We start from the raw sequence: 13,464 nt of genomic DNA, 5'->3' as shown, positions 1-13,464 counted from the left end.
CTTTATCCAGAGGGAAGTAAAATATGAAACTGATTACATTGTTAGGCGCAAATGACTTTCACGCCATGTTGTTCAATCTGTACTTTATGCTCTGCTTGGATATCTGCATCGGTCACCAACACATCAACTTGATGCCAAGCGAGCTCTAAGTTTGGGATCTTACGGCCGATTTTTTCGGACTCGATCATTACGATCACTTCACGTGACGCTTCTGCCATTACCTTACTTAAGCCAACCAACTCATTAAATGTCGTGGTTCCACGCTCGAGATCGATGCCATCCGCACCGATGAATAGTTGGTCAAAGTCGTAAGCTCGTAATACAGATTCGGCCACTTTGCCTTGAAAGGACTCTGAGTGCGTATCCCAAGTACCGCCAGTCATCAGCAGTGTCGGTTCGCTCTCTAATTCATTTAGGGCGTTAGCAACATGCAACGAGTTGGTCATGACCACTAAGCCACGTTTGTCATTCAACAGTTGAATCAGCGCGGCAGTCGTGCTGCCACTGTCGATCACGATGCGATTATGATCGCGAATCAATGATGCTGCTGCTTTTGCTAAGCTTAACTTTCGAGTCGAAACATTAGCGCCCAATTCTTCGTGAATGACTTCCTTTGGGATAGCAATCGCACCGCCATAGCGGCGTAGAAGTTGGCCGTTTTTCTCTAAAGAAGCTAAATCCTTTCTAATCGTGACCTCTGAGGTTTCGAATTTCTGAGCAAGTTCATCAACGCTGACTTCTCCTAGTTCAGAAACCAAGTTAGAAATGGCGTGTCTTCTTAATTGAGTGTTTCGTTTCGACATTTAAGTTTTTATTTTAAGTTTCGATGTGAAACTTATTATAGTCAAACCGAAACTTTCAAGTCCATTTATTTCGATCCAAAAAATTAATATTTCTCGATAAAACCTTGTCCTAAGACAATTCTTAAACAGTGATATTGGATTCATTCAGTGGTAGAATTCGCCACCGAAAAGAAAAAAAATTACAGAATTGAAGGCTATTTTTTTGCAACTTTCTGCATATAAAGTGGGATTAGTCACAAAAAGGTAACCAAAATCGCCGATCTTTTAGTCATAAAATGACTAAACTTGGTGAAAGACTTTCAGAATCTGAAGTTCTAATAATGAGACGAAAAATCGGTGGGTGACAGGTACTAAATGTCATCAAAAACGTCCTGACTTCAGAGTAAATAACCGACTTTCAAATTGTAACTATACTTACCGGAGAGTATCTTCCATGAAAAAGACCAAAATCGTATGTACGATTGGCCCTAAAACAGAATCTGTAGAGAAGCTAACTGAACTAGTTAACGCAGGCATGAACGTAATGCGCCTTAACTTCTCTCACGGTGACTACGAAGAACACGGCACTCGTATCGCGAACTTCCGTAAAGTAATGGAAGCTACTGGCAAACCACTAGCAATTCTTCTAGATACTAAAGGTCCAGAAATCCGCACTATCAAGCTAGAAGGCGGTAACGATGTTGATCTAGTAGCAGGTCAAGAATTCACTTTCACAACTGACACTTCAGTTGTAGGTAACAAAGATAAAGTTGCAGTAACTTACGCTGGTTTCGCAGCAGACCTAAACGTAGGTAACACTATCCTAGTAGACGACGGTCTAATCGAGATGGAAGTTATCTCTAAGACTGAAACTGAAGTTAAATGTAAAGTTCTTAACAACGGTGCACTGGGCGAAAACAAAGGTGTTAACCTTCCTGGCGTTTCTGTAAACCTACCTGCACTATCTGAAAAAGATAAGAACGACCTTAAATTTGGTTGTGAGCAAGGCGTTGACTTCGTAGCAGCTTCTTTCATCCGTAAAGCGTCTGACGTTCAAGAAATCCGTGAAGTACTTGCTGCAAACGGCGGCGAGAACATCCACATCATCTCTAAGATCGAAAACCAAGAAGGTGTTGATAACTTCGACGAGATCCTAGAGCTTTCTGACGGCATCATGGTTGCACGTGGTGACCTAGGTGTTGAAATCCCAGCTGAAGAAGTAATCTTCGCTCAGAAAATGATGATCGAGAAGTGTAACCGTGCACGTAAGATGGTTATCACTGCAACTCAAATGCTTGATTCTATGATCAACAACCCACGTCCTACTCGTGCGGAAGCAGGCGACGTTGCTAACGCGGTAATGGACGGTACTGACGCAGTAATGCTTTCTGGTGAAACGGCGAAAGGTAAATACCCTGTTGAAGCGGTAACTATCATGGCTCAAATCGCGAACCGTACTGACTCAGCGCTAAAAGCTGAACTAGGTTCTCGTCTAGACAGCCCACGCCTACGCATCACTGAAGCAGTATGTAAAGGTGCAGTAGACACAGCTGAGAAACTAGCTGCTCCACTTATCGTTGTTGCAACTGAAGGCGGTAAGTCTGCACGTTCAGTACGTAAGTACTTCCCAACTGCAAACATTCTAGCGCTAACAACTAACAAGAAAACTGCTGCACAGCTAGTTCTAACTAAAGGTGTTACTCCTGTAGTTGTTGATTCAATCGAAAGCACTGACGCATTCTACGTAGCGGGTAAAGAACTTGCTCTAGAATCAGGTCTAGGTAACAAAGGCGATATCGTTGTTATGGTTTCTGGCGCTCTAGTTGCTTCAGGTACTACGAACACAGCTTCTGTACACGTGCTATAAGACTGAACTTTTAACACTTCAGTTTCTTGAGAAGGAGGGCTTATGCCCTCCTTTTTTATATGGCTTTCTTGCTCTCATAATAGGCTAATTGTATTATTTACCTCTATCAGAATTTCGTACTGTTTAATTTTATCGTCACGATTAAAGTTTCTATGAGGTGTATGTGTCTAGTCCCACTCTTACCGACAAAGTATTAAGAATGATCCGTCAGGATATTCTCGATGGCGAGCTTAAACCAGGTCAAAAACTCGTGGTTGCCGAACTCAAAGAGAAGTACAACGTAGGAGCGTCACCCATTCGAGAAGCATTGGTGCAATTATCTTGGAGCAAGTACGTCAAACTCGAGCCGCAAAAAGGCTGCTGGGTTGCACCTGTATGTAAAGATGAGTTACATGACTTGTACGAAAGCCTGCAAATGGTCTCCGCATGCTTACTCAGTAAGGCAATTATGATTGGCGATGAAAAATGGGAACTGGATGTACTAACTGCTTATCACAAGTTATCCCGAGTAAAACCTGGCGAAAGCTTTTGTTGGAGGGAATGGGAAGAGCGCCAAAATCAGTTTCTTACTGCGCTGTTTGAAGGTGCTGGCTCTGTCAATATGTTTGGGTTTTTCCACGATCTACTCACGCAAATTAAACGCTACCAATACTTCGCGATGCAGATTTTAGGCACAGGGAACCCTGGGCACTGTAATCTCGATGAGCAAGAAATACTGATGAAGGCATCGCTAGACAAAAAGAGTCAGGATGCTTTAGGTTATCTAGAGCGTTATTTGAGACAGTCAATACAGTGTATCGAAGCCGCCATCGACAACCAATGTCGCATACTGGCTAGCGAATAACGCTGAGACTAAAAAGCGGGGGGTCTATCCCCGTTTTTTCGTTTTTGTAAAAGCACTAAGCAATATCATCATAACTATGACATAGCGATACGCAGTTACGCCCTGCACTTTTTGACTCATACAAAGCAATATCAGCACATTTATACGTTCTTGTACGATCAGAGGTTAAATCACTATACCCAGCACTGACAGTAATGCCTCTATCACTACGCATTTGAACCGCGACACGTAGCCTGTTCAATACAATTTCAGCCTCTTCTAGTGTTGTATGCGGCATAATCACTGCAAATTCCTCACCACCGACACGAGATACAAAGTCTGTGCTGCGGACTTCTTCTAGGAGGGTTTCTGCGACACTACAAATCACCTTGTCTCCTTCGTCGTGGCCAAGCTCGTCATTAATACGTTTAAAGTGGTCAATATCAAACAACGCCAAACAAGCAGGAGGGCTATCAGGATAGCGTTCAATAATCCCCGCATATTGCGCCAATTGCTCTTCAAATTTTCGGCGGTTCCACAACCCCGTCAAGCCATCTTTTTCGCTTAGGTTTCGTAATTTTTCTTCTAACTCTTTTTGCCCAGAGATATCCACCAGCGACGTAATGTAATAACTCACTTTACCTGATTTGGTTAAATTCGCCTGAATACGCATTATTGCAGTAAAGACTTGATTAAACTTAGTTCGACAACGAATCTCCCCTTCCCATACGTGTTCACTCTTCAGTGTTTTCCAGATACTCAGGTTTGCTTCGAGATCTTCAGGTAAGAGAATTAAATGATGTGCACTCCAACCTTGGGCATGCTTGGTTGAGTAACCCATCATGTTTTCAAACTCTTGATTAACCATGATGATTCTATGTGAAGCATCCGAGATCATCACCGCAGTCATACCATCAAGAGCAGCTCGAGCCAACTTCGATTCCATACTATGACGCCGATAATGCAGAGCAAGGGCTGCCGTCGGCAAAGTGAAGCCGAGCACCAAACTTAAAACAAAAAACGCTTCTTGGATTAAGTCATCAATATCCCTCTGAGCTCGGGATAATAACTGCTCATTGGTAAGATCAATAACCAGATGAAGAGGTTCGCTAGAAACAAACTGGATGGTGCGATACGCGACCAAATTCGAACCATTGTAAGCATAGCCCAAATCTTTTGAATTTAAACTACGCCAAATGTTTGGATACATCCGGCCAAAATTAAATTGAGAGCGAGCGGGAATTATATGGCCATACAAACGAGCTGATTTAGGGCTATCAATGTAAAATCCGTCACTCTTAATCAGCTCAATATGGAAATCAAGCACTGACGAATAGTTGAGTCGAGAGGATAAATAGTCAATATCAACATTAAGCACAAGATACCCTTCGCGCTTTCCGTTAAGCGAAATAGGCATCAAAATACGCAGTGACGGGCTATAGGGATAGACTAACTCGCCATACTCTCGTTCTAAACCTATCCCCCACGAAGCGATTTCGCCATCGTCTAAGTTCTTAGCGAATTGAAAGTAATCTCGCTCTGACTTATTTTGCAATTTGATCGCGGGCAACGCAGCGCCTGTTTCAATCTCATAATTAATCCTCACTTTTTCTCGACCAGAAACATCAAGAAAGCGAATTTGCTTATACAACTTTTGATTGATTGCGACCGAGATCCACATGTCTTCTAAGATGGAACGGTTCACCCGGTTAGGTTGGCGCAGATATTCATACAGACTTTGGCTGTGACCAAGTAGGTCACTGATCGTTTCGATTTGATCCTGAATATTGCTGTATTCACGGCCAGTATAGGCCAATTGATGTAACGCTTCTTGAGCGGTGTTCTCAACATTGTTTTCTAACAACGTCAGATATTTCTGATAGTAGTAAGCGGCAGTGAGTGCACTAAAAAATAGTGCTGTCGCCAATAAGGTGCCGACTCGCTTAGGTACTTTCACACGTCTAATGCCTATCATGCTTACTAAAACGACAATTATATCATTAATTGTTATTTTCTAAACAAAAAAGCCACTTAGATTAAGTGGCTTTTCTATATGCAATCAGAGAGTTAAGGTTTGAGGGCTCGCTCTCCTCGCGCAATGCCAACGACACCACTACGAGCAACTTCGACAACTTCGGTCACTTCGGATATCGCTTGAATGAAGGCATCTAGCTTTTCACTCGTACCCGCAAGTTGTACGGTGTATTGGGAAGCCGTGACATCCACGATCTGGCCACGGAAGATGTCTGCCGTCCGCTTCACTTCTGCTCGCGCAAAACCACTGGCTTTCACTTTCACCATCATCAGTTCACGCTCAATGTGCTCATACTCGGTGACTTCTTGTACTTTCAGCACATCGATCAGTTTGTGTAACTGCTTCTGAATTTGTTCCAACTGCATCTCATCAGATGTCGTGGTAATGTTCATTCGCGACAGGGTTTCATCATCAGTCGGTGATACCGTCAAAGATTCAATGTTGTAACCACGTTGAGAGAACAAACCAACAACACGAGACAACGCACCCGGTTGGTTTTCCAATAGCAATGAAATAATGTGTCTCATATTAAGTTCTCTCCGTTTTGCTTAGCCACATTTTATCCATACCCTCACCTTTGATTTGCATCGGGTATACGTGTTCGGTTTCGTCTACGTTGATGTCCACAAACACCAGACGATCTTTCATATCCAACGCTTTTTGTAGCCCTTCTTCGAGCTGATCAGGCGTTTCGATACGAATACCGACGTGACCATAAGCTTCTGCAATCGCTGCAAAGTCAGGAACAGAACTCATGTAAGAATTAGAGTGACGGCCTTGATAAATAATGTCTTGCCACTGTTTTACCATGCCTAAGAATCGGTTGTTCAGGTTGATGATCTTCACTGGAATGTCGTATTGCATGGCTGTCGACAATTCTTGAATATTCATCTGAATACTGCCGTCACCAGTCACAACCACGACCTCTTCTTGTGGCATGGCAAACTTCACGCCCATGCCAGCCGGAAGACCAAATCCCATGGTGCCAAGACCACCAGAGTTTATCCAACGGCGCGGCTTATTGAATGGGTAGTACAGCGCCGCAAACATCTGATGCTGGCCCACATCAGACGCTACATATGCGTCGCCATTAGTTAGCTTGTGCAGCGTTTCAATTACTTGCTGTGGCTTGATTCGTTCTGGAGACGTTTCATAAGACAAGCAGTTGCGGTCACGCCATACTTGAATGTCATCCCACCATGCAGTGATAGCATCTTGATCATTTCCACTACCTTGCTCTGCAAGCAGCCCGAGCATGGTTGTCAACACTTTTTCCGCAGAACCTACGATCGGCAAATCCACTTTCACGTTTTTCGAGATCGATGACGGATCGATATCAATATGCATCACTTTTGCGTTTGGGCAGTACTTTTCAAGGTTGTTGGTTGTACGGTCATCAAAACGCACACCGATACCAAAAATAAGATCCGCTTCATGCATTGCCATATTAGCTTCGTAAGTGCCGTGCATACCCAACATTCCCAGTGAGTTTTTATGTGTACCCGGGAATGCCCCCAAGCCCATCAAAGTACTCACAACGGGTAGGTTCAGTTTGTCGGAAAGCTCTAAAATATGTTCATGAGCGCCAGAAATCACTGCACCACCACCGATATAAAGCACTGGTTTTTTCGCTTCTAATAGCGATTTAAGCGCTTTTTTAATCTGGCCTTTATGGCCCGAAGTTGTCGGCTTGTAAGAACGCATTGAAAGCGTTTCTGGATATTGATAAGGCAGTTTGATTTGCGGGTTCATCACATCTTTTGGCAAATCAATCACAACTGGACCAGGTCGACCCGTAGTCGCAATATAAAACGCTTTTTTGATTGTTTCAGGAATATCTTCCGCTTTTTTTACTAAAAAGCTGTGTTTGACCACTGGGCGGGAGACACCGACGATGTCACACTCTTGGAAAGCATCATTACCAATTAGGCTATTCGGTACGTTACCCGAGATAACGATCATTGGGATAGAGTCCATATATGCTGTTGCAATACCCGTAATGGTATTGGTCGCGCCCGGCCCCGAGCACACAAGTACGACACCCGGTTTACCGGTAGCTCGAGCGTAACCATCTGCCATATGAGTGGCGGCTTGCTCATGCCTTACAAGTACGTGTTTGATTTGATCGGTTTTGGCATGCAGTGCATCGTAGATATCCAAAACAGAGCCACCTGGGTAGCCAAAGATCTGCTCTACGTGCTCTTCTATCAGAGATTGAACCACCATCTCTGCGCCTGACAACATTGCTGTCATAATTGCTCTCCTTAGCCAGTTTCCTCACCGTAAGGTCAACGGATTGGTCTGGTTTTACATAGTCTAGGTCTTATTCGTAGCCTAATCGAAATACTTCCACGTTTTCGGCTATGTCTTGCGTTCGTCATAACATCCCGCAAGGTTACCCAACAAATGTAACGTTTTATTATCAAAGGGTCTAATGAGAGATTGGTCTACTTTTTAAACAAGATACTAGTAATTAGAATGTTAGTAGGAATAGCAGCCACACATCTCCTATTTCACAGTACAACCTAAAAAATTAACGCTTAAAAAAAGAACATTATTTCATAAGCTTTTAGCTACAGGGTGCTAAATAGCGTTATTTGACGAGCAGAACAGAAAAAATCAATACAAACAAAAATCCCCAGCAATGCGCGATCACATCACTGGGGATTTTTTCATCAATATAAAATCTAAGTCAGCTTAAGTTACTTTTTATCCGACTTTTCCTTATACATTTCTTCAATTTCATCTTGGTATTTGTCATTGATGACTTTACGACGAAGTTTTTGAGTTGGCGTTAACTCACCATCATCCATAGAGAAAGCTCTTGGTAACAGTTTAAACTTCTTCACTTGTTCAAACTTTGCCAACTCTTTTTGAAGATCGTTCACACGCTTCTCAAGCATTTCGACCACCTGGTGGTGCTTAATCAACTCAACGCGATCGTGATATTTGATATTCAGCTCTTTCGCGTACTCTTCTAGCGAGTCATAACAAGGCACGATAAGCGCAGAAACAAACTTACGAGTATCCGCAATGACTGCGATTTGCTCGATAAAGTGGTCTTTACCAATCGCACCTTCAATCATTTGTGGAGCGATGTATTTACCACCTGAAGTTTTCATCAACTCTTTGATACGATCGGTGATGAACAAATTGCCATTTTCATCAATGTAACCAGCGTCGCCCGTTTTTAGGAAACCGTGCTCATCAAAGGTCTTTTCCGTCTCTTCTGGCATTTTGTAATAGCCACGCATCACCATTGGACCACGAACCAGAATCTCGTTGTTTTCGCCGATCTTAACCTGTGCGCCAGGCATCGACATACCAATAGAGTCGGGGTTAAAACATTTATCATCCCAACACGATACTGTCGCAGTGGTTTCAGTCATGCCGTAGCCCAACTTAACGTTGATACCAATCGCATGGAAGAATCGACCGATGGTTTCATCCAACTTTGCACCGCCACAAGGCATAAAGTTGATTTGCCCGCCAAGTAGCGCACGCAGTTTGCTCAGAACCAACTTATCCGCCAAAGCGTATGACTTACGCAGCAAGAGCGATGGCTGACGTTTTTCTTGATGACAAGCGGCCATTTTTGCGCCCATGTTGACTGCCCAAGTAAACATGATCTTACGGTGAATCGGCGCGCGAGACACTTTCTCGTGAATCGCAGAGAAGATCTTCTCATAGAAACGCGGTACGGCACACATCACGGTAGGTCGCACCTGGCTCAGTGCATCACGTACTTGCATGGTGTCTTGCAAATAGCAGTTGGTCGCCCCTTTGTACAATACATAAAAGGTCCAAGCGCGCTCAAATACGTGTGACAACGGAAGGAAACATAATGACACGTCACTTTGAGAAAGGCTCAAGCGCTGATCGTGCCCTTCCAATTGCGCCGCAATGTTTGCGTAGTCCAACATAACGCCTTTTGGCTGGCCTGTTGTACCCGAGGTGTAGATCAGCGTGAGTAGATCATCTTCTTTTGCCTGATCTAAACGCGCGTCCAATTCAACTTGATATATAGCGTCGCCTTTGGCAACAAATGCTTGCCAAGAGATAACGAAATCATGATCGCCAAGTTCTATATCATCAGACATCGCAACAATGAGCTCTAACTGTTCGCACTGGTCGAAAATGCTCACTGCTGCATCAAATTGAGGCTGTTCACCAACAAACAGAACTTTTACGTCTGCATTGTTAATGATGTACGCCGACTGGGCGGCAGTATTGGTTGGGTAAATAGGTACTGTCACGCTGCGTAATTGCAGAGCTGCGATATCAGCGATCGTCCATTGCGGCATGTTGTTCGAGAAAATGCCGATCTTATCTTGGACTCCTAATCCCTGAGCCAAAAGTGCAAGTGATAAAGCATCAACTTGCTGACCAAATTGCGTCCACGTAATACCTTGCCACTCCTCACCCACTTTATGCTTGAGTGCAACGCGTGTACCACCGTTCGCAATTTGTTCACGAATACGTTTAACGATATGAAAATCTAACTTGGCCATTCTTTTACTTACCTTTTGGCTTACAGGCGTAAGCTAATTGAGCGAACAAGTGTACTCACGGCTTGCTAAAACGCAACTGACCAGTATCAAACTTATCACTAATAAGAGACAACTATCACTTATACGTCGCGAACGTACCTCAAATTGCTGAATGATTACTCTATTTAACTTACTGTTTCGATTGTTGATTACGAAAACAAAAAGCCCCGAGAGACAAAAATCGCTCGGGGACCAATGAATTGTAAAAATTGATGATTACCAATATGGTCTAATCGAGAAGACCAAACGTCATCTTATTTTGCGGCAACGACTTCACCACAAGTGATCATCAGTTGATCGCGTAGCCAAATGTGGCCTTTATCTTTTTCACTTGATTCATGCCAGCTTAAGAAGCCGCTGATTTCTTTGTTTGCAAATGGGAAATCAAGAATTTGCAGTTGATCGCTGTTTACCGCATTTTCCGCCATCCAACGTGGTGCAATAGTCACAAGCTCAGATTGACCCACCACGTATAGTAGGTTGCTTAAACTAGAACCTTCATACGCCGCTTGGCAATCCAGTTCACGGTACGCTTGCTCTGAGAAACTACGTTGGCCATGCACTTTCGATAACTTCGCATGCTTTTCGTTAAGCAGTTGCTCAGCCGTCACACCACCTTGAATGCGTGGGTGGGTTTTTGATGCGATAACCACTAATTCATCTTTGAAGATTTCAGTACTTGAGAAACCTTGCTCATCAAAACGAGCGTAGTCGATCACGAAATCAATTTCTTGGTAGCGCATACGCTCAGACAACAAACGGTCAAATTCTGCATCTAGGTGAAGCTGAACGTTTGGTGCTTGTTGATTCACTTTTGCCATGATCTTCGGAGCAAAACGCATGTCACAAGGGCTGCAAATCGCAAGCTTGAATAAGCGAGTCGAGGATTCTGGTTGGAATACAGAGCTAGGAAGTTCATTGCGAATCAGCTGTAGTGCTTGGCGAATAGGGCCAAACAGTTGACGAGCTCGTTGCGTAGGCTGAATACCACGGCCTTGGCGCATGAATAGCTCGTCGTTAAACATCACTTTTAAGCGTGCCACGGCGTTACTTACTGCCGGTTGAGACATGCCTAGGTTATGTGCTGCACGAGTAATATTTTGCTCTTGCATTACAGCATCAAATACAGTCAGTAGGTTTAAATCTACACCACGCAAAGTGCTTTCCATACGGTAGCTAGCAATTGCGCTCATCGCGTCTTTCTTCTCTAACATTGAGTGCGCCTCTTTTGTAATCGTCAACTTTGTTCATTAAATTCATAACGAATAGAATCCCATCTCGCACAAAAGACGGCGGCTGGATTCGAATCATTTTACGAATAGATAACCTAACTTTTTATTATATTTATCGTCCGGATACTTCCGGCTCGAACTGTACTATCAACTAATCGATTGCGGTTTCGCAACTAGATTGATATTTAATCAGTAAATTTTAGCCAATTAGGTATTTATTCGTTAAATAACAAAAGCTTGATAAAAACATAAAAAACTATAAAACACGTAAAAATGCATTCTTTGAGGACGTATTTAGCAAATTGATAGGACAGGCGGTCAACACAAGCATGCATTTAGCTCAGTTATTAGTTGAAATAAGAACAACAGATGACAGCTATATCTCTGATTGAATTTTGCACTTATCAGTCAAATTATCAGCAAATACACACTGAATAGAAATTAGAGAGGAAGAATAAAAATGCAGCCTTCCAAACAGAAAGGCTGCAACAAAATCGTGTCAAAAATGGAAGGAACAATGTACTTAGAACAACGTACTTAAATGTTCGACACGTAACTTGGAAAATCAACCTGCTCCCACAGTTGTCTGGATAACTCTGCTTTTGAATCCCATGCACCTTGCAGTACCCAATGAACAATAGCCTGAGCAACATCTGGGTATTTCACACTTTCGGCTTGTTGCTCCTTTAGCCACTGGCGTACTGCGGAAATGTCTAAGCTCTCCATCGACATCGCAAGCCCTAAATCTTCTAAGGTCGCAACATTGCTCTGCTGCTCGAATTGACCCGCGAGTGGCTTTAGTAACAATTTTTTCCCCAAAGACAAGGCTTCTGAAGGAAGCTCAAACCCACCATTAGCAATGACACCACTACAGCGATGCAAATGATGCTGGAAGTTGCTGTGGCATAAAGGGCGCAGTTCTATGTTTTCTACCAGCTCACATTCGATCACATCCGGGTGATAACAGATAAACGCTTGTTGATTAAAGTGGAACAATAAGTCTGAGATATCTTCAATCGATTCGAACGGTAGATACACCAACACGAAGTCGTCGTTTTCTGCTTGGCTATCGACGGTATGCACTATCGGTGGTAACAAAGGTTGATCAAAATGATGCCAATGCAAACCAAGGTGATGTTGAGAAGGCGCAAAGTATTCAATGACGGATTTATCTAACCAACTTGCTCCCTTTAGTGGCACCGGATAACGGAAAGCATTTTGGTGGCTGATACCAATAGAAGGCTTATTTTGTTGTCTCGCTGCCCACGCAGTCACAGGTTCGAAATCATTAATGATAAGATCGTAGGACGACAGATCGAGTTGCTTAACTTCTTTGAAAAACTGCACCAAATTGTTATTCAATGCTGTTTTCGCGTAGTTTACAGAGCCTTTTTCGGTAATAAAGGTGAAGCCTCGGCGAGTCTGGTAATCGCCAAATGCTTCCATTGAAAAGTATTTTTCCGGCGCTCGCCCAGAAAACAAAAAGTCGACCTCAACATCGTGCTCTTTAAACGCATGACTCATCGCCCTTGCGCGTGCAATATGTCCGTTTCCTGTCCCTTGAACACCGTACAAGATTTTCATCAATTAGCCTCCCAACATCGCAATCGCTAATCCACCACAAAGACTGCCAAGCAGTGCACCAATGATGACATCAGTAAAAAAGTGCACACCCAATAAGATTCGCGCGGTTCCGATTAAACTTGCCCAAAAGAATGCAGCAACGCCTAGGCTCGGATAGAAATGATCAATCAGCGTCGCCATGACAAACGCAGCGGCAGTGTGTCCTGAAGGAAGACTATAGCGATCAGAGGGAGTAATAAAAGCAGGAAGGAGTGCACTAAACTCTTCAGGGCGACGACGCTTAAAACTATTTTTCAGCGTCCAATAAATTGGTAGCTCGATAGCAAAAGCAAGTAAACCCGCCAGTAAAAACCAGACTCCTTGCTCCTTATCTAAATACCAAGCTAATAAACCCAACACCAAGTAAAGATGCCCGTCACCACTGTGGGAGACTCCTTTGCTGATATTGGCGACTTGTTGATTAAAACGGTGCTTAAGACAAACACTAGAGAGCGCTAAATCAAACTTAGCAATGGTTGCAATTGGCTGTGTAATTGTCTCTATGGTTCGCATGTGACCTTTCCTTACTTTGACAACGCCTTTGTGTGAAAA

At 43.4% G+C, this 13,464-nt stretch carries 10 protein-coding genes; 2 read left to right on the top strand and 8 right to left on the bottom strand.

Annotated features, from left to right (window positions below):
* Positions 1 to 41 precede the first annotated feature (41 nt).
* Positions 42 to 803: a DeoR/GlpR family DNA-binding transcription regulator gene (locus R7190_RS11465; protein ID WP_186584479.1), complete on the bottom strand. Its 762-nt coding sequence runs from the start codon at positions 801 to 803 to the stop codon at positions 42 to 44.
* A 433-nt stretch (positions 804 to 1,236) separates the two neighbouring features.
* On the opposite strand from R7190_RS11465, the gene pykF reads away from it, so the two are divergent.
* Both pykF and R7190_RS11455 read left to right on the top strand, forming a co-directional pair.
* A complete protein-coding gene (pykF, locus tag R7190_RS11460) occupies positions 1,237 to 2,649 on the top strand; it encodes a pyruvate kinase PykF (RefSeq protein WP_005392243.1) in 1,413 nt (470 codons plus the stop codon).
* Positions 2,650 to 2,806: 157 nt separating this feature from the next.
* A complete protein-coding gene (locus R7190_RS11455) occupies positions 2,807 to 3,493 on the top strand; it encodes a GntR family transcriptional regulator (protein ID WP_081248147.1) in 687 nt (228 codons plus the stop codon).
* A 55-nt stretch (positions 3,494 to 3,548) separates the two neighbouring features.
* Here the strand turns inward: R7190_RS11455 and R7190_RS11450 are convergent, their stop codons facing one another.
* The 7 genes from R7190_RS11450 to R7190_RS11420 form a co-directional block, all read right to left on the bottom strand.
* Complete coding sequence (locus tag R7190_RS11450) at positions 3,549 to 5,429, bottom strand: GGDEF domain-containing protein (protein ID WP_186584480.1); 1,881 nt, start codon at positions 5,427 to 5,429, stop codon at positions 3,549 to 3,551.
* 110 nt (positions 5,430 to 5,539) lie between these two features.
* Entirely contained in the window at positions 5,540 to 6,034 is a 495-nt protein-coding gene (ilvN, locus tag R7190_RS11445) for an acetolactate synthase small subunit (RefSeq protein ID WP_005379697.1), read from the bottom strand.
* Position 6,035: 1 nt separating this feature from the next.
* Positions 6,036 to 7,760 carry an acetolactate synthase 3 large subunit gene (locus R7190_RS11440; RefSeq protein ID WP_005379695.1) on the bottom strand — a complete coding sequence of 575 codons (1,725 nt, stop codon included), beginning with the start codon at positions 7,758 to 7,760 and terminating at the stop codon, positions 6,036 to 6,038.
* A 449-nt stretch (positions 7,761 to 8,209) separates the two neighbouring features.
* On the bottom strand, positions 8,210 to 10,018 hold the full coding sequence (locus tag R7190_RS11435; protein ID WP_005383062.1) for an AMP-dependent synthetase/ligase: 1,809 nt from the start codon (positions 10,016 to 10,018) through the stop codon (positions 8,210 to 8,212).
* A gap of 293 nt (positions 10,019 to 10,311) precedes the next feature.
* Positions 10,312 to 11,271 carry a LysR family transcriptional regulator CalR gene (gene calR / locus R7190_RS11430; RefSeq protein WP_005379693.1) on the bottom strand — a complete coding sequence of 320 codons (960 nt, stop codon included), beginning with the start codon at positions 11,269 to 11,271 and terminating at the stop codon, positions 10,312 to 10,314.
* 555 nt (positions 11,272 to 11,826) lie between these two features.
* Positions 11,827 to 12,873, bottom strand: coding sequence for an MJ1255/VC2487 family glycosyltransferase (locus tag R7190_RS11425; RefSeq protein ID WP_042522415.1), 1,047 nt, complete (start codon positions 12,871 to 12,873; stop codon positions 11,827 to 11,829).
* Between the two features lie 3 nt (positions 12,874 to 12,876).
* Positions 12,877 to 13,425: a phosphatase PAP2 family protein gene (locus tag R7190_RS11420; RefSeq protein ID WP_042522417.1), complete on the bottom strand. Its 549-nt coding sequence runs from the start codon at positions 13,423 to 13,425 to the stop codon at positions 12,877 to 12,879.
* Positions 13,426 to 13,464: the final 39 nt, after the last annotated feature.

The sequence above is a fragment of the Vibrio sp. 1078-1 genome (assembly GCF_033340475.1).
This window is presented reverse-complemented; position numbering and strand designations above follow the sequence as displayed.